The sequence below is a fragment of the Sphaerotilus sp. FB-3 genome (assembly GCF_023706025.1).
GTDB lineage: Bacteria > Pseudomonadota > Gammaproteobacteria > Burkholderiales > Burkholderiaceae_C > Sphaerotilus > Sphaerotilus sulfidivorans.
Genome location: NZ_BQWE01000057.1, coordinates 1 through 23,971, shown reverse-complemented (window position 1 = coordinate 23,971; position 23,971 = coordinate 1). Strand labels below are relative to the sequence as shown.

Genomic DNA, 23,971 nt, shown 5'->3' with positions numbered 1-23,971 from the left:
TTCTGTTTATGAGCGAGCAGCGGTGCGTCAGGTAGTCCGCAGCGTCATGTAAGGCCTGACGCCGTGATGAGAGTGAGCTGATTCAACTCAACAAAAAAGCGGCCCTCGGGCCGCTTTCCATGTGCATCGTGATGGGCCGCGAGCGTGTCGCCCTGCGCTCAGACGCGCTTGCGGTACTCGTGCGTGCGGGTGTCGATTTCGATCTTGTCGCCGTCTTCGACGAACAGCGGCACGGCGATCTCGAAGCCGGTCGGGACGATGCGGGCCGGCTTCATGACCTTGCCCGAGGTGTCGCCCTTGACGCCCGGCTCGGTGTTGATCTCGCGGACCACCGAGGTCGGCATTTCGACCGAGATGGCCTTGCCGTCGTAGAAGGTCACTTCGACCTGCATCTCGTCGAGCAGGTAGTTCAGGGCGTCGCCCATGTTCTCGGCCTCGACCTCGTACTGGTTGTACTCGGTGTCCATGAACACGTACATCGGGTCGGCGAAGTAGGAGTAGGTGCACTCCTTCTTGTCGAGGATGATCTGGTCCATCTTGTCGTCGGCCTTGAAGACCACTTCGGCGCCGCCGCCGTTGAGCAGGTTCTTCATCTTCATGCGGACGGTGGCCGCGCCACGGCCGCCGCGGCTGTACTCGGTCTTCAGCACGACCATCGGGTCCTTGCCCTGCATGATGACGTTGCCGGCGCGGATTTCCTGTGCGAGTTTCATAGACGACTTTCGGTGGAAGCTGGGGCCGGGGTCTGGCGGGTGCGCCCGGCCGGGCATGGCGGTGAGGGCGGTGAGCTGACATCGACCCGCCACACCGCGAAACCCGGCATTCTAGCGCGCTCGTGCGTCAGGACGTTGCCGGCGCGCCGTGCCCGCTGCGCGCGATCGCCTCGGTCAGCAGCGCGCTGCCCAGGTCGGGCTGAAGCGCCCAGCGCGCGGCGCGCTGGCGGCAGGCCGCGCCCCAGCCTTCGCGCAGCAGCGGCCAGAGCTGCGCCCACACCAACGGCAGCCGCGCCGGCGACTCCAGCCCGTTCCAGAGCCGCATCATCTCGGCCACCTGCCGCGCCAGCGGCGCGGGCATGCCCTGCAGCGCGAGATCCAGGAAGGCCTCGAGCTTGGGCGCATGCGCGCCGTCGTCCTGGCGGTAGAGCTGCCACAGCATCGGCCGGCCGGACCAGATCGCGCGCACCGCGCTGTCCTCGCCGCGCACCAGGTTGAGATCGCTCGCCCACAGCAGCCGGTCGAACTCGATCTGCGAGACATGCGGCAGGAAATGCAGCCGCAGCGCGCCGACCTCCAGCCCGGCCTCGCTGCGGTGCAGGCCGCGCCCGGACAGCCAGGCGTGCACCTGATGCGCGCTGTGGCCGGGCGTGACCAGCAGCGTGGTGCCGATGGCGCGCGACGGCCGCGCGCTGCCGCCGTGGCCGTCGGCCAGCAGGTCCAGCCAGGCCGGCAGCAGCGGCTGGTCGTAGCCGAACAGCAGCATCAGCGCATGGTCGGCCGGATCGTCGGCGCCCAGGCGCAGGCCCAGCCGCGCCAGCGTGGCCGCGCGGTGGTGCGCGTCGCGGCGCGCCAGCAGGCCCGGCTCGCGCAGCAGCCCGCCGGTGCGCTCGGTGAAGCCGGGATAGAAGAACCACTTCGTCAGCCCGCACCCCGGGCCGCTCCACTGCGGCGAGGCCAGCCGGTGCGAGCGCTCGACATAGGGCTCGGCGCTCAGGTATTCGAGGTTGAACCACAGCGGCGCCGGCGCGCCGGACGCGGCCCGCGCGGCCATGCGCGCGACGAAGGCCGCCGGCGGATCGCAGCCGAAGGCCTCGACCACCACGTCGCCGGGCACCTCGTCGTCCTGCGGATCGCGCCAGGGCAGCACCTCGACGCCGGGCGCGCCCTGCGGCGCCATCCAGTTCAGCGCCGAGGCGTCGTCGATCCACAGCCGCACCTCGGCACCGCGGCCGGCCAGGTCGCACGCCAGGCGCCAGCACACGCCCAGGTCGCCGTGGTTGTCGATGACGCGGCAGAACAGATCCCAGCGGCGCAGCGCGGCCGGAATGCACAGCAGGGGGGCAGGGCTTTCCTCGGTCATGGCGCGATTATCCCGGGCGGCACAATCGTGGCCATGACGACGCCCCAGAAGAAGACGCAGATGCCCGAGACATCGCCCGGACCGGTCGCCGAACCGGTCGCCGCACCGGGGCCCGACGAGGCTGCAGCCGCCGCCGCGCTGACCGCCGCCGCGGCCGCCGCCCGCGAGCGGCTGCTGGCCGAGGTGGCCGCGCTGCCGCTGCTGCCCGGCGTCTACCGCTACTTCGACGCCAACGACCAGCTGCTCTACGTCGGCAAGGCCAAGCTGCTGCGCCGGCGCGTCTCGAGCTATTTCCAGCGCGATCACGGCGGCACGCGCATCGGCCACATGGTCTCGCGCATCGTGCGGCTGGAGACGACCGTGGTGCGCTCCGAGGCCGAGGCGCTGCTGCTCGAGAACAACCTGATCAAGACGCTCAACCCGCGCTACAACATCCTGTTCCGCGACGACAAGAGCTATCCCTACCTGAAGTTCGTCAGCCACGACTTCCCGCGGGTCGTCTACTACCGCGGCGCGGTCGACCGCCGCCACCGCTACTTCGGCCCCTACCCGAGCGCCTGGGCGGTGAAGGAGGGCATCCAGCTGATGCAGAAGGTCTTCCGGCTGCGGACCTGCGAGGACAGCGTCTTCGCCAACCGCAGCCGGCCCTGCCTGCTGTTCCAGATCCGGCGCTGCTCCGGCCCCTGCGTCGACCTGATCAGCCGCGAGGACTATGCGCACGACGTGCGCGAGGCCGCGCGTTTCCTGAGCGGCGAGACCGAGCAGGTGCTCGCCGGCCTGCAGCAGCGCATGATGGACGCGGCCGAGCGGCTGGAATACGAGCGCGCCGGCGAGATCCGCGACCAGATCGCCACGCTCTCCAAGGTGCTGCAGCAGCAGGCGGTCTTCAACCTGGACGACCGCGACGTCGACATCCTGGCGGTGAAGGTGCAGGGCGGGCGCGCCTGCGTGAACCTGGCGATGGTGCGCGGCGGCCGCCACCTCGGCGACCGGGCGCATTTCCCGGCGCATGTCGAGGACGCGATGGCGCTGCAGTTCGACGAGGTGGAGGAGGGCGCCCCCCCCGAGTCGGTCTCCGAGGCGGTCGCCGACGCCGCGCCGCCGGTCGAGCTGCGGGTGCTGGAGGCCTTCATCGCCCAGCACTACCTGGGCACCGACTGCCCGCCGCTGCTGGTGACCAGCCATGCGGTGTCGCGCGAGCTGCTGGCGGCGCTGTCCGAGCAGGCCGGGCGCAGGGTGGCGGCGCAGCACCAGCCGCGCGAGCAGCGCCGCGCCTGGCTGGACATGGCGATCAAGGGCGCCGAGCTGGCGCTGGCGCGGCTGCTGGCCGAGGAGGGCTCGCAGCAGGCGCGCACCCGCGCGCTGGTCGAGGCGCTCGACCTGGCGCCCGAGGGGATCGACGGCGGGCTGGAGTCGCTGCGCATCGAGTGCTTCGACATCAGCCACACCGCCGGCGAGGCCACCCGCGCCTCCTGCGTGGTCTTCGAGGGCCACCGCATGCAGCCCGCGCAGTACCGTCGCTTCGACATCACCGGCATCACCGGCGGCGACGACTACGCGGCGATGCGCCAGGCGCTGGAGCGCCGCTACGCCAGGCTGGCCGAGGCCGCGCGCGAGGACGGCGGCGCCGCGCCGCCGCGGCGCAGCGGCCAGGCCCGGCTGCCGGACCTGGTGCTGATCGACGGCGGTCGCGGCCAGGTCGCGGTCGCGCGCGAGGTCTTCGAGCGGCTGGGGCTGGACCTCTCGCTGATCGTCGGCGTCGAGAAGGGCGAGGGCCGCAAGGTCGGCCTGGAGGAGCTGGTCTTCGCCGACGGCCGCGAGAAGGTGTACCTGGGGCGCGACTCGGCCGCGCTGATGCTGGTGGCGCAGATCCGCGACGAGGCGCACCGCCACGCCATCACCGGCATGCGCGCCCGGCGCGCCTCGGTGCGCACCGGCGCGGGCTCGAGCCGGCTCGAGGAGATCGCCGGCGTGGGCCCGAAGAAGCGCGCGCGGCTGCTGCAGCGCTTCGGCGGCGTGCGCGGCGTGGCCGCGGCCAGCGTCGAGGAGCTGGCCTCGGTCGAGGGCATCTCGCAGGATCTGGCCGAGGCGATCTACCAGGCGCTGCGCTGACCCCGCGGTACCGCGTTGTCAGCGGCGTCATGCGGCCAGCAGGCACAATGCGTGCATGTTCTGGACCCTGCCTACGCTGCTGACCTGGGCGCGCATCGTCGCCATCCCCCTGATCGTCGGGATCTACTACCTGCCCGTCGAGATGGCGCAGCGCAACCTGATGGCCACCGTGCTGTTCATCGTCGTGGCGCTGACCGACTGGCTCGACGGCTGGCTGGCGCGCCGGCTCAACCAGACCTCGTCCTTCGGCGCCTTCCTCGATCCGGTGGCGGACAAGTTCCTGGTCTGCGCGGCGCTGCTGGTGCTGCTGCAGCTCGACCGGGTCAACGCGCTGGTGGCGCTGGTCATCATCGGCCGCGAGATCGCGATCTCGGCGCTGCGCGAGTGGATGGCGCAGATCGGCGCCTCGCGCAGCGTGGCGGTGCACATGATCGGCAAGCTCAAGACCGGCGCGCAGATGGTGGCCATTCCCTTCCTGCTCTACGACGGCCGGCTGTTCGGGGTGGTCGACACCCGGCTGTGGGGCACGGTGGCGATCCTGGGGGCGTCGGTGCTGACCATCTGGTCGATGGTCTACTACCTGCAGAAGGCGCTGCCGGAGATCCGCGCCAAGGCGCGCTGAGGCTGATCTGATACAGTCACGGTCCTGCCGGAAGTCGGGTCGCACCGGGTGCTTAGCTCAGTTGGTAGAGCGGCGCCCTTACAAGGCGTAGGTCGGGGGTTCGAGCCCCTCAGCACCCACCAGCATCTTCCCGGTGCCCACGGTGGCGCCCGACGATCGCGGCAGCATCATCAAAGGCGAACCCCGGTTCGCCTTTTTCATGTCGCAAGGAAGCGCCGATGTTCGATTTCGTCCGCCGCCACACGCGGATCCTGCAGTTCATCCTGCTGCTGCTGATCGTCCCGTCCTTCGTGGTGTTCGGCATCCAGGGCTATGACCAGTTCTCCGAGGGCCGCGACAGCGTCGCGCGCGTCGACGGCCAGGACATCAGCCGCTCGGAGTGGGACAACGCCCATCGCAACCAGATCGAGCGCATGCGTGCGCAGATGCCCGGCATCGACGTGAAGATGCTCGACACGCCCGAGGTGCGCCAGCGCGTGCTCGAGCAGCTGGTCGACGAGCGGGTGATCTTCGCCGCCGCGCGCGACCTGCACCTGACCCCGACCGAGCAGCGCCTGGAGCGCCTGTTCAAGACCGACGCGCAGTTCGAGCAGCTGCGCAATCCCGACGGCAGCGTGCGCAAGGAGCTGCTGGCCGCGCAGGGCATGACCTCGGCGATGTTCGCGCAGCGCCTGTCGCAGGACATCGCGATGAGCCAGGTCACCTCGGCGATCGCGCTCTCGGCCTTCGCGCCGGAGACGGTCGCGCGTGCCGCGGTCGATGCCTTCTACCAGCGCCGCGAGGTGCGGGTGGTGCGCTTCGACGCCCGCGAGCAGCTCGGCAAGGTCCAGGTCACGGACGCCGACCTGCAGGCCTACTACGACGATGCGGCCAACGCCCGCCGCTTCCAGTCGCCCGAGTCGGTCACGATGGAGTATCTGGTGCTGGATCTGCCCTCGGTCGAGCGCGGCATCAGCATCGCCGAGGACGACCTGCGCAAGTACTACAGCGAGAACGCCTCGCGCTACGAGCAGGCCCAGGAGCGCCGCGCCCGCCACATCCTGATCAAGGCCGAGGCCGGCAGCCCGGCCGACGTCAAGGCCGCTGCCCGCAGCAAGGCCGAGGCGCTGCTGGCCGAGGTGAAGAAGAATCCGGCCGGCTTCGCCGAGCTGGCGAAGAAGAGCTCCGAGGATCCGGGCTCGGCGCCGAACGGCGGCGACCTCGACTGGTTCCCGCGCGGCGCGATGGTCAAGCCCTTCGAGGACACCGTCTTCGTCATGAAGAAGGGCGAGATCAGCGGCATCGTCGAGACCGACTTCGGCTTCCACATCATCGAGCTGACCGACCTGCGCGGCGGCGAGCGTCGCAGCTTCGAGTCGGTGCGCGCCGAGATCGAGGCCGAGGTGCGCAAGTCGCTGGCGCAGAAGCGCTACGCCGAGGCGGCCGAGCAGTTCTCCAACCTGGTCGAGCAGGAAGACACGCTCGAGCCGGTGGCCGCCCAGCTCAAGCTGACGCTGCGCCGTGTCGAGCGCTTCACCCGCGCCTACCGCCCGGCCGCGCAGGCCGAGGGCGCGGCGGTGCTGGCCAACCCGAAGCTGGCCGAGCTGGCCTTCCTGCCCGACAACCTCGCCGGCAAGCACAACTCGCAGGCCACCGACATCGGCGGCAACCAGATGGTCGCGGTGCGGGTGCTGGAGCATCAGCCTTCGCGTCGCCAGCCGCTGGCCGACGTGCGTGATGCGGTGCGCGCCGCGGTGCAGCAGGACAAGGCCGCCCGGGCCGCCCGCGCCGAGGGCGAGGCCCGTCTGGCGAAGTGGAAGGCGAGCGCGCCGCCGCTGGCCGAGCTGCCGGCCGCACAGACGATCTCGCGTGCACGCAGCCAGGATCTGCCGCGCCCGATCGTCGACGCGGTGCTGAAGGCCTCGGTCGACACGCTGCCGGCCTGGATCGGCGTCGATCTCGGCCAGGACGGCCATGCGGTGGTGATGATCGAGAAGGTGCAGGCCGCCGATGCCGCCGACACCGGCCCGATCGAGCAGGTGCGTCAGCAGTATGCCGCGATGTGGGCCCAGGCCGAGACCGAGGCCTACCGCGCCGCGCTGCGCAAGCGCTACAAGAGCGAGATCACCGCCAAGGCCAGGCCGGCCGAGGAGCCGGCAGCGGCGGCCTCGAAGTGACATCGAAAATATTCGCTGAAATCTCTTGCGAAGACAGAAATAGCCGTACTACAATTCAATTCTTCGCTCAGCGACGGTGGCTGTAGCTCAGTTGGTAGAGTCCCAGATTGTGATTCTGGTCGTCGTGGGTTCGAGTCCCATCAGCCACCCCAGACAAAAAAAAGCCCGGTCAGTCGACCGGGCTTTTTTCATGGTGCGCGCCGTCGCACCCGCAGCTTGCGCAGCTCCTCCACCCACAGCACCGTGCTGGCCAGCGCGGCCAGCGGCAGCAGCGTCGAGGCCTGCAGCGGCTGCGCATGGAAGAGCGCGCCGAGCGCCGGCACCTGGAGCACCGCGATCTGCAGCGCGATGCTCAGCGCCAGGCCGCCGGCCAGCCAGTGGTTGGCCAGCAGCCGCGGGCCCAGCGCCGAGGCGGTGGCCGACTGGCAGTTGAGCACATTGAACCAGCAGCACATCGCCAGCAGCGTGAAGGTCTCGCTGCGCACCAGGGCCTCGGACGCGCCCTCGGCCAGCCGCCAGGCGAACCAGCCGAAGGTGAGCGCGGCGATCGTCGGCGCCATCAGGGCCACCCGGCCCAGCAGCGCGCGGTCGAGCAGGGCCGCGTCGCGCGGCACCGGCCGGCGGCGCATCTCGTGGCCGTCGGGCGGGTCCATCACCAGGTTCACCGTGACCGTGCCCTCGGTGACGATGTTGATCCACAGGATCTGCACCGCCGCCAGCGGCATCGGCAGGCCGGCCAGCAGCGCCAGCAGCAGCACCGCCAGCGCCGCCATCGAGGTGGAGAACAGGTAGAGGATCACCTTCTTCAGGTTGGCATGGACCACCCGGCCCTGCTCGACCGCGCCGACCAGGGTGGCGAAGTTGTCATCGGTCAGCACGATGCGCGCGGCGCTCTTGGCCACCTCGGTGCCGGTGATGCCCATCGCCACGCCGACATCGGCCCGGGCCAGCGCCGGTGCGTCGTTGACGCCGTCGCCGGTCATCGCCACCACCTCGCCGCGGGCCTGCAGCGCCTCGACGATGCGCAGCTTCTGCGCCGGCTGCACCCGCGCGAAGACGGCGACGCGGCCGAGCGCGTCCTGCAGCGCGGCCGCGTCCATGCGCTCGAGCTCGCGGCCGTCGACCGCCAGGTCGCCGTCGCGTGCGATGCCCAGATCGCGGGCGATCGCCAGACCGGTCAGGCGATGGTCGCCGGTGACCATGACGGTGCGGATGCCGGCGCGGCGGCATTGCGCCACCGCCTCGCGCACTTCCTCGCGCGGCGGGTCGATCTGGGCGACCAGGCCGAGCAGCCGGGCCCGGCCCTGGAGCGCCGCGAAGCCGCCCGAGGCGTCGGGCGCCGCATCCTCCACCGCCGCGAAGGCCAGCACCCGCCAGGCCCGTGCCGCCATCGCCTCCGCCTGGGCGCGGGCGCGTGCGTGCAGGGCTTCGTCCTCGGGACGGCACAGCCGCAGCACCGCCTCCGGCGCGCCCTTGATCCACACCTGCGCGCCGTTCCAGGTCGCCATCATCTGGGTGTCGGCGTCGAAGGGCAGTTCGGCATGGCGCGGGGCGGCCGCCCGCAGCGCCGCGCCGTCCCGGCCGGCCTTGGCGGCCAGCACCCGCAGCGCGCCCTCGGTCGGATCGCCCAGCACCGTCCAGCCGCCGTGCTCGCCCGCCTCCGGGGGCGGTGCGACCAGCTCCGCGTCATTGCACAGCACCGCCGCGTCGAGCAGCGGCGCCAGCACCGTGTCGTCGGCGTCGATCGAGGACTCGCCGACCCGCAGCCGGCCCTGCGGCCGGTAGCCGATGCCCTCGACGCGCACCTCGCGGCCGTCGGGCAGCCACAGGCCGACCACCGTCATCTCGTTGCGGGTCAGCGTGCCGGTCTTGTCGGTGCAGATCACGGTGACCGAGCCGAGCGTCTCCACCGCCGAGAGCCGGCGGATGATCGCGCCACGCCCGGCCATGCGCTGCATGCCCACCGCCAGCGCGATGGTCATCGCCACCGGCAGGCCCTCGGGCACCATCGACACCATCTGGCTGATCGCGACCATCAGCACCTCGGGCAGCGGCAGCGCGCGCCACAGTCCCAGCAGCACCACCAGCACGAACAGGCCGAGCGAGGCCGCCACCAGCATCCGGCCGAAGCGCTCCAGGCGCCGCTCCAACGGGGTCTTCGGCTCCTCGGCGCCCTCGGTCAGGCCGGCGATGCGGCCGACCTCGGTGCGGCTGCCGGTGGCCACCACCAGCGCGCGGGCGCGGCCTGCGGTCACATGGGTGCCGGCATGCAGCATGCCGCTGCGGTCGGCCAGGCCGGCCTCGGCCGGCACCGCCGCGGCCGACTTGGCCACCGGCACCGACTCGCCGGTCAGCGCCGCCTCGGCCGCCTGCAGCAGCGCATGATCGAGCACCCGGGCATCGGCGGCGACCGCATCGCCGGCGGCCAGCAGCATCAGGTCGCCGGGCACCAGCTCGCGCGCGGCCACCACCTGCTCGGCGCCGTCGCGCAGCACCCGCACCTGCAGGGCCGACAGCCGGCGCAGTGCGGCCATCGAGCGCTCGGCGCGGCCTTCCTGCAGCGTGCCGATCAGCGCGTTGACCAGCACCACCGCCAGGATCACCCCGGCGTCGCCCTGGTGGCCGAGCGCCACCGCCAGCGCCGCGGCGACGAACAGGATGGCGATCAGCGGGCTGGCGAACTGCCGCGCGAAGGTGCGCCACAGCGGCCTGGGCGGCGCCTCGGGCAGCGCGTTGGGGCCGTGCTCGGCGAGCCGCTGCGCGGCGGTGCCGGCCGGCAGGCCCCGCTCGGCATGGCTCTCCAGATGCCGGACCGCCTGATCGGGCGCAAGCGCATGCCAGGCGGGCGAGTCCGGGGGCGGACGGTCGGGGCGGACGGGTGTCGGTGCGGGCACGCCAGGTTCTCCTTTGCTCCGGATGGTTCCCGGATGGTGGGGAGAAGTTCTGCCGTGGGCGTGTCGGCGCGAGGGGGATCGGACAGTGCCTTGACCTGGGTCAAGACAGTGTCAGGTATCGAGCGTGGCGCCGGCCAGCAGGGCCTGCTGGGGCGCGCTGGCCAGCGCGAGCTTGCGGTAGGCGCCGCGGATGTGCTCGTTGACCATCTGTCCCTTCATGCCCATCAGCCGCGCGATTTCCTTGACGGTGAAGCCCTTGCTGATCTGCAGCAGCACCTCGCTCTCGCGGGGGGTGAGGGCGCGTGCGTCACCCTCGGGCAGGTTCTGGGCGCGCAGGAAGGCCTGCATGCGCCGCGCCATCGACGGCGACAGCGGCGGCTGGCCGCGCACGATGCGCTGCAGCTCCTCGACCAGCACCTCGAAGCGGTCTTCCTTGAGCAGGTAGCCGCTGGCGCCGCACTGCAGCGCCGGGAACAGATGGTCGTCGTCGGAATGCAGCGTGGTGGCGATGCGGATGGCCGGATAGCCGGCCAGCCGGGCCAGCAGCGTCAGGCCGGCCTGGTCGGGCTGCTCCAGGTCGCACAGGATCAGCCGGAAGGCCTCCGTGCCGTCGCCCTGCAGGTCGAGCGCGGCGCTGGCGGCCTCGATGCCGGCCGCCTCGACGAAGCTCAGCTCGTCGCTGAAGCTCTCGCGCACGACGCGCGCCAGGAAGCCTCGGGCGACGGCATTGTCCTCGACGATCAGCACGCGGATGGGCATGGGGTGCGGTTCCTGGCAGGGCGCCTTCGGGCGCTGGAGTGTGCAAGTTCAGGATTATCGGCGCAGGCACCGGGAAGCGGCAGTACCCCATCCCCCGGGTCCGGGCTGTCGCCCCCGGATGCGCGGGTGCGCCGGCCGGTGCCTACAATCGACCTCATGAGAATACTGGTGGCCAATGATGATGGATACCTTGCGCCGGGGCTGCATGCGCTGGTCGAGGTCTGCCGAAGCTTCGGCGAGGTCGATGTGGTCGCGCCCGAGCAGAATGCCAGCGGCACCTCCAACTCGCTGTCCCTGCACCGGCCGCTGTCGGCCTGGCGGGCCGACAGCGGGGTGAGGGTGGTCAACGGCACGCCCTCCGACTGCGTGCATGTCGCGCTGACCGGCCTGCTCGAGCACCGCCCCGATCTGATCGTCTCGGGCATCAACAACGGCCCGAACCTGGGCGACGACACCATCTACTCCGGCACGGTCGCCGCGGCCACCGAGGGCTATCTGTTCGGCGTGCCGGCGATCGCCTTCTCGCAGGCCGAGCATGGCTGGCGCCATCTCGACGCGGCGGCCGAGACCGCGCGACGGATCATCGCCGAGGTGCTGGCGCGGCCGCCCTCGGCCGGCGCCTGGCTGCTCAATGTCAACATTCCGGCCCGACCGGATGCGGCCGATCTGCCGCGCCAGGTCACCCGGCTGGGCCGGCGCCATGCCAGCGAGCCGGTGGTGCGCCAGTTCAGCCCGCGCGGCGACCCGATCTACTGGATCGGCGCGCAGGGCGAGGTCCGCGAGGCCGGCGAGGGCACCGACTTCCATGCGGTGGCCGCCGGCATCGTCTCGGTCACGCCGCTGCAGGTCGATCTGACCGACCATGCCGGCCTGCCGGGCTGGCAGCGCTGGCTGGCCGGGCCGTCCGGCTGAGCCTGATGGCCGACGAGGACGACGACGCCCGGCCGCCCTCGGGCCGCTGGCCGCTGCGGCTGGAGCGGGCCCGGCCGTCGCCGCGGCGGCTGGTTGCGCCCGGCACCGATTCGGTGATCCGCCATGAGCAGGCGCCCGCGACCCCCCGGGTCGCCTTTCCGGTGCGCCGGATGGCCGAGCCGGTCCGGCCGGCGCCGGGCGACTGCGCACCGCTGCGCCAGCACATGGTCGACCGGCTGCGCCAGGCCGGCTGCCGCGACGAGGCGGTGCTGGCGGTGATGGCACGGGTGCCGCGCCATCTCTTCGTCGACGCCGCGCTCCAGGGCCAGGCCTACGAGGACACCAGCCTGCCGATCGGCCTGGGCCAGACCATTTCCAAGCCCTCGGTGGTGGCGCGCATGATCGAGCTGCTGCGCGAGCGCCCGGGCGGCCCGGCGCTGCGCCGGGTGCTGGAGATCGGCAGCGGCTGCGGCTACCAGGCCGCGGTGCTGGCCGGCCTGGCCGAGCGGGTGATCTCGATCGAGCGGCTGCGCGGCCTGCACGAGCGGGCGCTGGCGCGGCTGGCGCCGATGGCGCTGGCCAATCTGCAGCTGGTCTACGGCGACGGCCGGCTGGGCCATGCGCCTGCCGCACCCTTCGACGCCATCATCGCCGCCGCTGGCGGGCATGAACTGCCGCCGGCCTGGCTGGAGCAGCTGGCCCGCGGCGGGCGGCTGGTCGCGCCGGTGCACGACGCGGCGCTGAAGTCGCAGGTGCTGATGGTGGTGGACCGGCTGGCCGACGGCAGCATCGTGCAGCGCATTCACGAGCCGGTGCGCTTCGTCCCCTTAGAATCCGGGATCAGCGAATTCGGACACTCCTGAGGTGAGGCTCCCACGCCCCGTCCGGACTCATCAGCGGCTGCGGGCCTCCATCACACTCCATGACGACTCCATATTCCACGCTTCCCGGCATCAGGTTCCTGCTCGGCGGCGCCTTCGCACTGCTCCTGACCGGCTGCGCCTCGCATCTGCGCCCGCCGGCTCCGCTCGAGAACCGCAGCCCTTCGAGCAGCTCGAAGCCGGCCGAGCCCGAGCGTCTGCCCCCCGGCCACGAGAATGCCGGCAAGCCCGGCTACTACACCGTCAAGCCCGGCGACACGCTGATCCGCATCGGTCTGGAGACCGGCCAGAACTGGAAGGACATCAGCCGCTGGAACCAGCTCGAGAACGCCGACCTGATCGAGGTCGGCCAGGTGCTGCGGGTGGTGTCGCCCGGCCAGGATCCGAGCCAGGTCGCCTCGCGACCGGTGGTGACACCGCGCATCGAGCCGCGTCCGATCGCGCCGGCCCCGGTGGCGACGGCGCCGGTGCCCGCGACGCCGCCGGCCACCGCGGCCACGCCGGCCGCCTCGGCGCCGGCCACCCCGCCGGTGGCCAGCACCCCGGTGCCGGCGCCTGCGGCCGGCCCGGCCGCCTCGGCCGGCCGCGATGCGGACGACGATGTCAACTGGCTGTGGCCGTCCCAGGGCCCGATCGTCACCGGCTTCGAGGGCACCCGCAGCAAGGGCGTGGCGATCTCCGGCAAGGAAGGCGATCCGGTGCTGGCCGCGGCCGACGGCCGGGTGGTCTATGCCGGCTCGGGCCTGCGCGGCTATGGCAACCTGATCATCATCAAGCACAACGACACGCTGCTGACCGCCTACGCGCACAACAAGGCGCTGCTGGTGCGCGAGGACCAGATGGTGCGTCGCGGCCAGAAGATCGCCGAGATGGGCTCGAGCGACACCGACCGCGTCAAGCTGCATTTCGAGGTCCGCCGCAAGGGCAAGCCGGTCGATCCGGTCAAGGTGCTGCCGGCGCGCTGAGGCCGGCCGCCACCGCGCCTCCATTCCTCTGACCGCCGCTCCGGCACCTGCATGCCGGTCGCGGCGGTCTCGCTTTCATCCCCCGCAATTCCTCCCATGACCGACATCAACGAATGGCTGAAGGTCGACGCGCTCGACCTCGAGGCCCAGGGCGTGGCCCGCAACAGCGAAGGCAAGGTCGTCTTCATCGAGGGCGCGCTGCCCGGCGAGACGGTGCGCGTGAAGACCGGCCGGCGCAAGAACAACTGGGAGCAGGGCGAGCTGGTCGAGATCGGCCGCGAAAGCTCGCAGCGCGTGACGCCCGGCTGCCCGAACTTCGGCCTGCATGCCGGCGCCTGCGGCGGCTGCAAGATGCAGCATTTCCATGCGTCGGCGCAGGTCGCGGTCAAGCAGCGCACGCTGGAGGACAACCTCTGGCATCTCGGCAAGGTGCGCCCGGAGCGGGTGATGCGCCCGATCGAGGGCCCGACCTGGGGCTACCGCTACCGCGCGCGGCTGTCGGTGCGCCATGTGGTCAAGAAGGGCACGGTGCTGGTGGGCTTCCATGAGCGCAAGTCGCGCTACATCGCCGACATGAGCGAATGCCGCATCCTGCCGCCGCACATCAGCGCGATGCTGCTGCCGCTGCGCGCGCTGGTGATGTCGATGGACGCGCGCGACACGCTGCCGCAGATCGAGCTGGCGCTGGGCGAATCGCCCGAGGGGCTGGTCAATGCGCTGGTGCTGCGTCATCTGGAGCCGCTAGGCGCGGCCGACCTGCAGCGCCTGCGCGACTTCGCCGCCCAGCACCGGGTGCAGTGGTGGCTGCAGCCCAAGGGCCCGGACACGGTGCATCTGCTCGACGCCGGCGAGGGCGCGGGGCCCCAGCTCGCCTACACGCTGCCCGAGTTCGGCGTGACCATGCCGTTCAAGCCGACCGACTTCACCCAGGTCAACCACCACATCAACCGGGTGCTGGTGGCGCGTGCGCTCAAGCTGCTGGACGCCCAGCCCGACGAGCGGGTGATCGACTGGTTCTGCGGCCTGGGCAACTTCACGCTGCCGATCGCCACCCAGGTGCGCGAGGTGCTGGGCATCGAGGGCAGCGAGGCGCTGGTGCAGCGCTCGCGCGAGAACGCGATCGTCAACCGCCGCGACAACGCCACCTTCGCGGCGCGCAACCTGTTCGAGCTGTCGGCGCAGGACCTGGCCGCCTACGGCTCGGCTGCGCGCTGGCTGGTCGATCCGCCGCGCGAAGGCGCGTTCGCGCTGGCCAAGGCGCTGGCCGAGGTGCGCCAGAACCCGATCGCGGGCTACGAGCCGCCGGCGCGCATCGTCTACGTCAGCTGCAATCCCTCGACGCTGGCGCGCGACGCCGGGCTGCTGATGCACCAGGCCGGCTACCGCTGTGCCGCCGCGGGCGTGGTCAACATGTTCCCGCACACCGCGCATGTCGAGTCGATCGCGGTGTTCGAGCGCATCGACGGCTGGACGCTGCCGGCGCCGGTCGAGGCCGAGCCGCAGGCCATGGCCCCTGAAGGCGCTGCGCCCGAGACGGCCGACCCGGCATGAGCACCGTTCTTGCTTGATCCGGGCGCCCCTTCACGGAAAGATTCATGATCCGCCTTCGGCTGTCCATCGAGCTTGACTACCTCGTCCTGACGCCCTCGTGCGACTTCGTCTTCAACATCCATGTGGCGCACACCAGCCGCCAGACGGTGCGCGAGGAGGCGCTGACGCTCGATCCCTGCCAGCGCGCCGAGGTGCAGCTCGACCCGGTGCACGGCAGCCGCTACATGCGCCTGCATGCCGCGGCCGGGCCGCTCAGGGTGTCCTACCAGGCCACGGTCGACATCCGCCACCACATGGAGGATCCGGCCAGGATCGGCGAGGTGCCGGTGTCGCGGCTGCCGGTGCATGTGCTGCCCTATGTCTACCCGAGCCGCTACTGCCAGTCCGACCGGCTGCTGCGGCTGGCCTTCGCCGAGTTCGGTCATCTGCCGCCGGGCTACGCACGGGTGCAGGCGATCCGCGACTGGGTGCACCGCCGGGTGCTCTTCCAGTCCAACAGCACGAACTCGACCACCTCGGCGCTGGACACGCTGGTCGAGCGGGTGGGCGTGTGCCGAGACTTCGCGCACCTGATGATCGCGCTGTGCCGCGCGCTCAACATTCCGGCGCGCTTCGCCACCGGCATCGACTACGGCGCCGACCCGGCGCTGGGCCCGACCGACTTCCACGCCTATGTCGAGGTCTACCTGGGCGACCACTGGTACATCTTCGATCCGTCGGGCACGGCCATTCCGATGGGCTTCGTGCGCTTCGGCACCGGGCGCGACGCGGCCGACGCTGCCTTCGCGACCATCTTCGGCGGCGTACAGTCGCCGCCGCTGCCGCCGCGCCTGCGCATCGAGGCGCTGACCGGCACGCCCGATCTGACGCTGCCGGTGCACTGCACCCAGGCGCTGTCGACCGACGACGGGCCGCCGGTGCGGCAATGAGGGTCGGGGCGGGGCTTGGGCCTCAGCCTCAGACCCGCAGCGTCTGCGTCTGCGGATGCCGCTGCATGTAGACCCGCACATACGAGCAGCTCGGGCGCACCTTCAGCCCCTCGGCGGCGGCCCAGTCCAGCGCGGCCCGCACCAGCGCGGCGGCGATGCCGCGGCCCTCGAGCGCGCGCGGCACGCCGGTGTGGTGCATGTCGATCAGGTCGCCGCTGCGGTGGTAGGCGGCCACGCAGGTCAGGCCGTCCACGACCGCCTCGAAGCGCGATGCGGCCGGGTTGTGGACGATGGTCAGATCGGTCGGGGGCGTCGTCATGGGCGGTCTCGGCTCAGCGCTCAGTGGCGGTCCAGGGAATGTCGATCACCGGCGGCACGCGGTTGTCGATGTCGCGCGGCACCACGCCGGCCTTGTCGATCGCGTTGATCACCGCCTGGTCCCACTCGGGCTGGCCGCTGGACTTCAGCAGCTCGCGCGAGATGATGGTGCCGTCGGGCGCGACGCGCACCCGCACCACCGCGGGCGCGCTGCTGCGGATCTCGCCGGTGAAGGTGAGCTTGGGCTTGAGGTAGGCACGCAGCCGGCCGGCATAGCCCGCCGACGGGCCGGAGGACTGCGCGGCCGTGCCGCCACCGCCCGATCCGGCCGGACCGCCGCGACTGCCGGCGCCGGCACGGCCGCTGCCCTCTCCTTCGCCGCCGTCTCCGTCGCCGAGCTGCTTCTGCAGGCGGCGCAGGTTTTCCTCGCGCAGCCTGGCGGCGCGCTCCTGGTCTGCCTTTTCCGCCTTCTCGGCCTTCTCCCGGGCGGCTTTGTCCGCCTTTTCCCGGGCGGCCTTCTCGGCCTTTTCCTTCTCGGCGCGCTCCTTGTCCGCACGTTCCTTCTCGGCCTTGCGTTCGGCGGCCTTTTCCTTTTCCGCCTTCTCGGCCTTTTCAGCCTTCTCGCGCTCGCGGCGTTCCTTCTCGGCCTGCTCCTTGCGGGCGCGCTCCTTCTCGGCGCGCTGCTGCTCGGCCTTTTCGGCCTTCTCCGCCTTTTCCGCTTTTTCCCGTTCGGCTTTTTCCCGGGCTGCCTTGTCGCGGGCGGCCTTCTCTGCCTTTTCAGCCTTTTCGGCTTTCTCTGCCTTCTCGCGCGCGGCTTCCTCGGCTTCGCGGCGGCGCTTCTCGGCGCGCTCGCGGGCGATGTCGGCCTCGCGCTGCTCGGCCGCTGCAGGCGGGGGCGGGCTGGCCTTGGGCTTCGGAACCGGCACGGGGACCGGCATCGGCTCTGGCGCCGGTGCCGGAGGGGGAGGAGGCGGTGGCGGTGCGGGTGGCGGGGGCACCGCCTCGACGGGCGCCTCGACGCGGGCGGCTGGCGCGGCGGCCGCAGCAGGTGCGGCGGCCTGCGGCACCGCCGACCACAGCTCGGCGCTGACGGTGGCGATCTCCTCGCGCTTCCAGGCCACGCCCCAGGCGAGCGCGGCGATCAGCCCGGCGTGCGCGATCAGCGCCACCGTCGAGCCCAGCCCCAGGCTGTCGGCCGAGGGGGGACGGCGCACCGGATCGTCGGCCGGGTCCGCTGGGGGCGGCGGCGGCACCATCTGCGCGCGCGGCGGCGAGGGCGGGAGCGTCATCGGCCGACCTCGCTCAGCCACCGGTGGTGCGCACCGCCAGGCCGACGCGGGCCACGCCGGCGCGCTGCAGGGTGTCCATCACCTTGACGACCAGCTCGTAGCGCACGCCCTTGTCGGCTGCGATGATGACCGGCACCTGCGCGGCGCCTTCGGCCAGCGCCTTGACGCGTGCGGCCAGCCGGCCCATCGCGACCCGCTCGTCCGGATCGCTGCCGGCGGGCGTGCGGCCGTCGACCTTCAGCCGCAGCTGGCCGTCGGCGTCGACGATGACCTCGATCACCCGGTCGGGCTGGCGCTGCGCCTGACCGATGGTGGGCAGGTCGACCACGCCGGGCGTCATCAGCGGGGCGCTGACCATGAAGATGATCAGCAGCACCAGCATCACGTCGATGAACGGGACCATGTTGATCTCGTTGATCGTGCGGCGGCGCCCCGATCCGGAGCGGGACTGCATCGCGGGCATCGTCGGACTCCGCTCAGAGCGTGGCGGCGGTCGCCGAAGGCTGCGCGGCGGCCATCTGGCCGGCGTTGCGCGCCAGGATGTTGGAGAACTCCTCCATGAAGGTCTCCTGCTGGATCGCCAGGCGGTCGATGTCGCGCGCGAAGCGGTTGTAGGCGATGACCGCCGGAATCGCGGCGAAGAGGCCGATCGCGGTGGCCACCAGCGCCTCGGCGATGCCCGGCGCGACGGTGGCCAGCGTCACCTGCTGCAGATTCGACAGGCCGGTGAAGGCATGCATGATGCCCCAGACGGTGCCGAACAGGCCGACATAGGGCGAGACCGAGCCGACGGTGGCCAGGAAGGACAGGTTGGACTCGATCACGTCGAGTTCGCGCTGGAAGCTCGCGCGCATCGCGCGCCGGGCACCGTCGAGCAGGGCGCCGGGGTCGCCGACGCGGCGCTCGCGCAGCTTCAGGAATTCGCGCATGCCGGCGGTGAAGATGCGCTCCATCGGTGCGGACTGGTGGGCGTTGCGCTCGCTCTGCTGGTAGAGCTCGCTGATGTGGCGGCCCGACCAGAAGTCGCGCTCGAAGCGGTCGTTGCCGCCGCGCACCCGGCGCAGGCCGGTGATCTTGGCGACGATCACCGCCCAGCTCGCCAGCGACACCAGCAGCAGCACCGCCATGACGATCTGCACGACGATGCTGGCCTGCAGCACCAGCTGCAGGATGTTCAGGTCCTGGTTCATGGCATCAAGCCTCGGAAGAATCGGAAGGGAGTCAGGGCTGCGGTCCGAGGGCGGACAGCAGGGCAGGGGGCATGCGCCGGGGGCGCAGCGAGGCGGCATCCACGCAGCCGATGCGGATGCGGCCCTCGGCCAGCAGCGTGCCGTCGCGCCAGGCCTGCTGCTCGAGCACCAGGCTGGCACGGCCGCTCTCGGCCACCCGCACCGTCACCTCGACGAGATCGTCGAGCCGCGCGGGCTGGCGGTGGCGCACCTGGGTGTCGGTCACCACGAACATCGCCTGGTCCTCGAGCCGCATCGCCTGCTGCGAGAAGCCGAGCGTGCGCAGCCATTCGGTGCGCGCGCGCTCGAAGAACTTCAGGTAGTTGGCGTAGAAGACCACGCCGCCGGCGTCGGTGTCTTCCCAGTAGATGCGCAGCGGCCAGCGGAATTCGTCGAGGAGCGGGTTCGGGTTCGCAGAGGTCATCGGATCGGGATCAGGTGCGGGCCCACAGCAGCGTGGCCACCAGCAGCAGCAGCACCAGCACCACCGCCAGCAGCGTGCTGAGCATCCAGCCGGGCGGCCGGCCGGTCGGCGAGGGCGCCGTGGGAACAGCGAGATGCCGGGACGCAGCCGGCGCGGCCCCCAGCGGACCGGGCAGCGTGGAGGCCGGTGGCGGCAGGGTCTGCGCCGCGGCGGCCGAAGCCGACGCGGCGGGGCTGGCCGGCTCGCCGGCCTCGGGCTGCGAGGACAGCCAGGCGCGCAGCTCGCGCGCCATCGTGCCGGCGGTGCGGTGGCGCTGCTCCGGATCGATGCGGATCGCCTTCAGCGCGATCTCGGCCAGCTCGTGCGGCACGCCGGGATCGATCTCGCAGGGATGGCGGGGCCGCCCGGCGCGCACCGAGGCACGGATCTCCGCCAGCGTGCCGCCCAGGAAGGGCCGCTGGCCGCACAGCAGCTCGTAGAGCACCACGCCGAGCGAGTAGACATCGGTGCGCGGATCGCATTCGCGGCCGTCGAACTGCTCCGGCGCGGCGTAGTAGGGCGAGCCCAGCGCCGGCCCGCCGATCGCCTCGGCCTGATGCAGCAGCTGCGCGATGCCGAAGTCCAGCACCACCGGCCGGGTGCGTCCGACCATGAAGATGTTGCCCGGCTTGACATCGCGGTGCACCACGCCCTTGCCGTGCGCGTAGCTGAGCGCGTCGGCCACCCGGCGCACGATCAGCGCCGCCTGGGCGCCGCTGGGATGCCAGCCCGAGCGCAGCATCTGCGACAGGTCCTTGCCGCGCAGCAGCTCCATCGCGATGTAGGCACCGTCCGGGCTGACACCGGCGTCATGCACGGTGACGATGTGCGGATGGCTCAGGCGCGCCGCTGCGCGAGCCTCGTCGAGCACCCGCGCCACCAGCGGTTCGCGCTCGCCGTCCGGCACCGCCAGCGGCAGCGTCTTGACCGCGACCCGGCGGGTCAGCACGGTGTCGTAGGCCGACCAGACGGTGCCCAGGCCGCCGGCGCCCAGCGGCCGCTCCAGCACATAGCGGCCCATCTGGTTCTGGTTCAGCAGGGCCTGGGCATCGGGAATCAGCACCGGCGCGGCCGGCATCGGCGGCACCGGCGTGGTCAGCTCGCCCGGCAGGCTCAGATCGAGCGCCGCGCCGATCTGCTGCTCGAAGGGCAGGCTGTCGGGCGGCAGGGTCTCGGTCAGCGCGCCCGGATCGGTGGGCAGCCAGCCGGCTTCGGCCGGACCGGGCGGCGGGGGCGGGCGGTGCGAGGTCGAGGTGGTGGTCATGGCGGTGGCGGGGACTCGCGTGACCGTGGCCGTCAGCGCCCGAGCACCCGCCGCAGGCGTCGCACCGCCTCGTGCAGGTCGTCCATCGAGCTGGCGAAGGAGAGCCGGGCATGGTGCGCGGTCTGCGCATGGCCGAAGTCGCGCCCCGGCGTCAGCGCGATGTGGGCGCGCTGCATCATCTCCATGCAGAAGGTCCAGCTGTCAGGCGCGTGGGCCCGGGTGTCGAACCAGACATAGAAGGCACCGTCCGGGCGCACCGGCACCGTCAGGCCGAGCGATTCCAGCGCCGGCACGATGAAGTCGCGCCGGGCCTGCATCGTGCGGCGGCGCTGCTCGCACAGCGCCAGCGTGTCGGGCTCGAAGCAGGCCAGCGCGGCATGCTGAGCGACCGTCGAGGCACAGATGTAGAGGTTCTGCGCCAGCTTCTCGACCGCCGGCACCAGCGCCTCGGGCAGCACCATCCAGCCCAGCCGCCAGCCGGTCATGCCGAAATACTTGGAGAAGCTGTTGATCACCACCACATCGTCGCCCAGCGTCACCGCGCTGCGCGCCTGGCCGTCGTAGCTCAGGCCGAGGTAGATCTCGTCGACGAGGGTCAGGCCGCCGCGCTCGCGCACCACGGCGGCGATGCGGGCGAGCTCGTCGGGCGCGATCGAGGTGCCGGTCGGGTTCGACGGCGAGGCCAGCATCACGCCGCGGGTGGCCTCGCTCCAGGCCGCCTCGACCGAGGCCGCGTCGAGCTGGAAGCGCTGCGCTGCACCGGCCGGCAGCAGCCGGGCGATGCCGCCGGCGGCGGTGACGAAATGGCGGTTGCACGGATAGCTCGGATCCGGCATCAGGATCTCGTCCCCTGCGCCCACCACCGCGGTGGTCAGCAGCTGCAGCGCCGCCGACGCGCCGGCGGTCACGACGATGCGCCGCGCCGGCACATCCGCCTGCCAGCGCTCGGCATACCAGCGCGAGATCGCCTCGCGCAGGGCCGGCAGGCCGGTCGCCGGGGTGTACTGGGTGCGACCGGCGTCGATGCAGCGCTGCGCTGACTCGGCCACCGCCGGGGGGGCGGTGGCGTCGGGCTCGCCGATGTTCAGGTAGATCATCGGCTCGCCGCCCTGGGCCGGATCGCAGGCCGGGCTGCGCGCGATGAGGTCGGCGGCCTTGGCGCACTCCATCACCCAGAAGGGCTCGATGCCGGCGACACGCGGCGCCAGCCGGAACGGATCGGGGGAGGCGCTGGGGAGTCGGTCCATGGGCGGTGGCGGGTCTCGACGGCAGGCGGCAGGATCAGGACGGGCGCGGTGCGCTGCGGGCGGCGCGCTGGGCCGCGACCTCGGCCGGACGCAGCGCGGCGGCGGCCTTGTCGAGCACGCCGTTGACATACTTGTGGCCGTCGGTGCCGCCGAAGGCCTTGGCCAGCTCGACCGCCTCGTTGATCGCGACCCGGTAGGGCACCTCGACGCAGTGACGCAGCTCGTAGGTGCCGATCAGCAGCACCGCATGCTCCACCGGCGAGAGCTGGGCCACGCCGCGGTCCAGATGCGGCGCGATCACGCCGTCCAGCTCGGCCACCTGGCTGATGCAGCCCTGCAGCAGCGCGTCGAGATGGGCGCTGTCGCAGCGGCCGTGCTCGTCCTGCTCGCGCATGTGCGCCATCACCACGCCGACATCGGCGCGGCTGATCAGCCATTCATACAGGCCCTGCAGCGCCAGCTCGCGCGAGCGGCGGCGGGCGGATTTCGGCCGCGGCGTGCCGGCGGCGGCTTGCGTGGCGGACTGGGGACGGTTTTTCTGATTCGGGTTCAAGACAATTCTTCCAGCAGATTCGCCATCTCGACCGCGACGCGGGCCGCGTCGGCGCCCTTGTCTTCGGCACGGGCCCAGGCCTGGGCCTCGTTCTCGACGGTCAGGATGGCATTGGCGATCGGCACGCCATGGTCGAGCGACACCCGGGTGACGCCGGCGCCGCTCTCGTTGGCGACCAGTTCGAAGTGATAGGTCTCGCCACGGATGATGCAGCCCAGCGCGATCAGCGCGTCATGCTCGTCGGCCTCGGCCAGCGCCTGCAGCGCCACCGGCACCTCCAGCGCGCCGGGCACGCTGATGTGGCGGATGTGGCGCGCCTCGACGCCCAGGCGCTGCAGCTCGGCGATGCAGCTCTGCGCGAGCCGGTCGGTCAGCTCGGCGTTGAAGCGGGCCTGGACGATGGCGACGCGCAGGTCGCTGCCGTCCAGACGGGTGGATTGGCCCTTGTCGGCACCTTGCATGGCGATGACTCCGTGGTGAGTGTCGGCGTGTTGGCGTGTTGGCGTTTTGGCGCTCAGGCCTGGGGCTCGGAGGGCAGGAAGCCGGTGACTTCCAGGCCGTAGCCGACCATGCTCGGCATGCGGCGGCGGTTGCTCATCAGCTTCATGCGACGCACGCCGAGGTCGCGCAGGATCTGCGCGCCCACGCCGTAGGTGCGCAGGTCCATGGCGGTGCGGGCCGGCTCGGCCGGCTGCGGCTGCGCCAGGCCGAGCAGCGCCTGCGCGTCCTGGCCGACGTTGAGCAGCACCGCCACGCCGCGGCCGGCCGACTCGATCGTCGCCAGCGCATGCGGCAGTGCCCACGAGTGGCGCGCACGGCCGACATCGAGCAGGTCCAGCACCGACAGCGGCTCGTGCACCCGCACCAGCAGCTCGTCGTCGGGGGTCCAGCTGCCCTTGGACAGCGCCAGATGGACCTGGCCGGTGCGGTCGCGGTAGACGCGGCTGTCGAACTGCCCCCAGGGCGTGGTCAGCGGTGCCTGGTGCAGCGGCTCGATCAGCGATTCGTTGCGGCTGCGGTAGCTGATCAGGTCGGCGATGGTGCCGATCTTCAGGCCGTGCTCGCGGGCGAATTCCTGCAGGTCGGGCAGGCGGGCCATCGTGCCGTCGTCCTTCATGATCTCGCAGATCACCGAGGCGGGCGACAGGCCGGCCATGCGGGCCAGATCGCAGCCGGCCTCGGTGTGGCCGGCGCGCATCAGCACGCCGCCGTCCTGGGCCTGCAGCGGGAAGATGTGGCCGGGCTGGACCAGATCGGCCGGCCGGGTGTCGCGGGCGACCGCCACCTCCACGGTGCGCGATCGGTCCGCCGCCGAGATGCCGGTGGTCACCCCGGTGGCCGCCTCGATCGAGACGGTGAAGGCGGTGCTGTGCTTGGTGCCGTTGCGCGCAGCCATCGGTGGCAGCTGCAGATATTCGCAGCGCTCGCGTGTCAGCGTCAGGCAGATCAGGCCGCGACCATGCTTGGCCATGAAATTGATGGCTTCCGGCGTGACCAGATCGGCGGCGAGGACCAGATCGCCCTCGTTCTCGCGGTCCTCCTCGTCGACGAGGATGATCATGCGACCGGCCGCAAGCTCGGCCACCAGCTCGGGTATCGGAGAAATCGACATTCCGGGATTGTAGGCGTTCGGCGGCCTGCCACCCTGAAGCCGGCGCGAGTCTGTCCCCTAGGCACTGTTAACGCAACCGAAGCGCCTCGGCCACGAGTGCCACGGTAATGAAGGCAGCAAACATGACATCGAGCTTGTC

22 protein-coding genes and 2 tRNA genes are annotated in these 23,971 nt (G+C 71.7%); 10 read left to right on the top strand and 14 right to left on the bottom strand.

Going from position 1 to position 23,971, the window contains the following annotated elements; all coding sequences use genetic code 11:
* Positions 1 to 158 precede the first annotated feature (158 nt).
* Positions 159 to 713 (bottom strand): elongation factor P, encoded by a 555-nt coding sequence (efp, locus tag NFT33_RS16710; RefSeq protein WP_251677022.1) that lies wholly within the window; start codon positions 711 to 713, stop codon positions 159 to 161.
* Positions 714 to 840: 127 nt separating this feature from the next.
* On the bottom strand, positions 841 to 2,076 hold the full coding sequence (gene earP, locus NFT33_RS16705) for an elongation factor P maturation arginine rhamnosyltransferase EarP (protein ID WP_251677020.1): 1,236 nt from the start codon (positions 2,074 to 2,076) through the stop codon (positions 841 to 843).
* Positions 2,077 to 2,109: 33 nt separating this feature from the next.
* Here earP and uvrC point away from each other — a divergent pair, with 33 nt between their 5' ends.
* The 5 genes from uvrC to NFT33_RS16680 all read left to right on the top strand — a co-directional run bounded on the left by uvrC (position 2,110) and on the right by NFT33_RS16680 (position 7,118).
* Complete coding sequence (gene uvrC / locus NFT33_RS16700; RefSeq protein WP_251677018.1) at positions 2,110 to 4,188, top strand: excinuclease ABC subunit UvrC; 2,079 nt, start codon at positions 2,110 to 2,112, stop codon at positions 4,186 to 4,188.
* A gap of 55 nt (positions 4,189 to 4,243) precedes the next feature.
* Positions 4,244 to 4,810, top strand: a complete 567-nt coding sequence (gene pgsA / locus NFT33_RS16695; RefSeq protein ID WP_149503163.1) for a CDP-diacylglycerol--glycerol-3-phosphate 3-phosphatidyltransferase — start codon at positions 4,244 to 4,246, stop codon at positions 4,808 to 4,810.
* Between the two features lie 46 nt (positions 4,811 to 4,856).
* Positions 4,857 to 4,932 (top strand) — tRNA-Val (locus NFT33_RS16690).
* A 96-nt stretch (positions 4,933 to 5,028) separates the two neighbouring features.
* Complete coding sequence (locus NFT33_RS16685) at positions 5,029 to 6,966, top strand: SurA N-terminal domain-containing protein (RefSeq protein ID WP_149503164.1); 1,938 nt, start codon at positions 5,029 to 5,031, stop codon at positions 6,964 to 6,966.
* A gap of 76 nt (positions 6,967 to 7,042) precedes the next feature.
* Positions 7,043 to 7,118 (top strand) — tRNA-His (locus NFT33_RS16680).
* A gap of 36 nt (positions 7,119 to 7,154) precedes the next feature.
* Here NFT33_RS16680 and NFT33_RS16675 read toward each other — a convergent pair.
* Both NFT33_RS16675 and NFT33_RS16670 read right to left on the bottom strand, forming a co-directional pair.
* The gene (locus NFT33_RS16675; protein ID WP_251677016.1) at positions 7,155 to 9,860 is read right to left on the bottom strand and encodes a cation-translocating P-type ATPase; all 2,706 of its coding nucleotides are present in this window, start codon (positions 9,858 to 9,860) and stop codon (positions 7,155 to 7,157) included.
* Positions 9,861 to 9,971: 111 nt separating this feature from the next.
* Complete coding sequence (locus NFT33_RS16670; RefSeq protein ID WP_149503166.1) at positions 9,972 to 10,619, bottom strand: response regulator; 648 nt, start codon at positions 10,617 to 10,619, stop codon at positions 9,972 to 9,974.
* A 156-nt stretch (positions 10,620 to 10,775) separates the two neighbouring features.
* On the opposite strand from NFT33_RS16670, the gene surE reads away from it, so the two are divergent.
* The 5 genes from surE to NFT33_RS16645 all read left to right on the top strand — a co-directional run bounded on the left by surE (position 10,776) and on the right by NFT33_RS16645 (position 15,857).
* Entirely contained in the window at positions 10,776 to 11,531 is a 756-nt protein-coding gene (surE, locus tag NFT33_RS16665) for a 5'/3'-nucleotidase SurE (RefSeq protein WP_220787583.1), read from the top strand.
* A 5-nt stretch (positions 11,532 to 11,536) separates the two neighbouring features.
* Positions 11,537 to 12,394 (top strand): protein-L-isoaspartate(D-aspartate) O-methyltransferase, encoded by an 858-nt coding sequence (locus NFT33_RS16660; protein WP_251677014.1) that lies wholly within the window; start codon positions 11,537 to 11,539, stop codon positions 12,392 to 12,394.
* Positions 12,395 to 12,453: 59 nt separating this feature from the next.
* Positions 12,454 to 13,377, top strand: a complete 924-nt coding sequence (locus NFT33_RS16655) for a peptidoglycan DD-metalloendopeptidase family protein (RefSeq protein WP_149503169.1) — start codon at positions 12,454 to 12,456, stop codon at positions 13,375 to 13,377.
* 96 nt (positions 13,378 to 13,473) lie between these two features.
* A complete protein-coding gene (gene rlmD, locus NFT33_RS16650; protein ID WP_220787581.1) occupies positions 13,474 to 14,928 on the top strand; it encodes a 23S rRNA (uracil(1939)-C(5))-methyltransferase RlmD in 1,455 nt (484 codons plus the stop codon).
* Positions 14,929 to 14,972: 44 nt separating this feature from the next.
* Positions 14,973 to 15,857 (top strand): transglutaminase-like domain-containing protein, encoded by an 885-nt coding sequence (locus NFT33_RS16645; protein WP_251677011.1) that lies wholly within the window; start codon positions 14,973 to 14,975, stop codon positions 15,855 to 15,857.
* 28 nt (positions 15,858 to 15,885) lie between these two features.
* Here NFT33_RS16645 and NFT33_RS16640 read toward each other — a convergent pair whose 3' ends face one another.
* Genes NFT33_RS16640 through ribBA form a run of 10 tightly spaced genes read right to left on the bottom strand, consistent with a single transcriptional unit; the run spans position 15,886 to position 23,832 of the window.
* Entirely contained in the window at positions 15,886 to 16,176 is a 291-nt protein-coding gene (locus NFT33_RS16640; protein ID WP_251677009.1) for a GNAT family N-acetyltransferase, read from the bottom strand.
* A gap of 13 nt (positions 16,177 to 16,189) precedes the next feature.
* Positions 16,190 to 17,464 (bottom strand): cell envelope integrity protein TolA, encoded by a 1,275-nt coding sequence (gene tolA, locus NFT33_RS16635; RefSeq protein ID WP_251677007.1) that lies wholly within the window; start codon positions 17,462 to 17,464, stop codon positions 16,190 to 16,192.
* Positions 17,465 to 17,477: 13 nt separating this feature from the next.
* Positions 17,478 to 17,927: an ExbD/TolR family protein gene (locus NFT33_RS16630; RefSeq protein ID WP_037481243.1), complete on the bottom strand. Its 450-nt coding sequence runs from the start codon at positions 17,925 to 17,927 to the stop codon at positions 17,478 to 17,480.
* A gap of 13 nt (positions 17,928 to 17,940) precedes the next feature.
* Positions 17,941 to 18,654 carry a protein TolQ gene (tolQ, locus tag NFT33_RS16625; protein ID WP_149503173.1) on the bottom strand — a complete coding sequence of 238 codons (714 nt, stop codon included), beginning with the start codon at positions 18,652 to 18,654 and terminating at the stop codon, positions 17,941 to 17,943.
* 31 nt (positions 18,655 to 18,685) lie between these two features.
* Positions 18,686 to 19,117, bottom strand: a complete 432-nt coding sequence (gene ybgC / locus NFT33_RS16620) for a tol-pal system-associated acyl-CoA thioesterase (protein WP_251677005.1) — start codon at positions 19,115 to 19,117, stop codon at positions 18,686 to 18,688.
* A 10-nt stretch (positions 19,118 to 19,127) separates the two neighbouring features.
* On the bottom strand, positions 19,128 to 20,420 hold the full coding sequence (locus NFT33_RS16615; RefSeq protein ID WP_251677003.1) for a serine/threonine-protein kinase: 1,293 nt from the start codon (positions 20,418 to 20,420) through the stop codon (positions 19,128 to 19,130).
* Between the two features lie 32 nt (positions 20,421 to 20,452).
* Positions 20,453 to 21,667 carry a pyridoxal phosphate-dependent aminotransferase gene (locus NFT33_RS16610; RefSeq protein ID WP_251677001.1) on the bottom strand — a complete coding sequence of 405 codons (1,215 nt, stop codon included), beginning with the start codon at positions 21,665 to 21,667 and terminating at the stop codon, positions 20,453 to 20,455.
* Positions 21,668 to 21,701: 34 nt separating this feature from the next.
* Entirely contained in the window at positions 21,702 to 22,220 is a 519-nt protein-coding gene (nusB, locus tag NFT33_RS16605) for a transcription antitermination factor NusB (RefSeq protein WP_149503177.1), read from the bottom strand.
* Positions 22,217 to 22,681 (bottom strand): 6,7-dimethyl-8-ribityllumazine synthase, encoded by a 465-nt coding sequence (ribH, locus tag NFT33_RS16600; protein ID WP_220785222.1) that lies wholly within the window; start codon positions 22,679 to 22,681, stop codon positions 22,217 to 22,219. The genes nusB and ribH overlap by 4 nt, the downstream gene beginning before the upstream one ends.
* A 53-nt stretch (positions 22,682 to 22,734) precedes the next feature.
* Positions 22,735 to 23,832: a bifunctional 3,4-dihydroxy-2-butanone-4-phosphate synthase/GTP cyclohydrolase II gene (gene ribBA / locus NFT33_RS16595; protein ID WP_251676999.1), complete on the bottom strand. Its 1,098-nt coding sequence runs from the start codon at positions 23,830 to 23,832 to the stop codon at positions 22,735 to 22,737.
* Between the last annotated feature and the right edge of the window lie 139 nt (positions 23,833 to 23,971).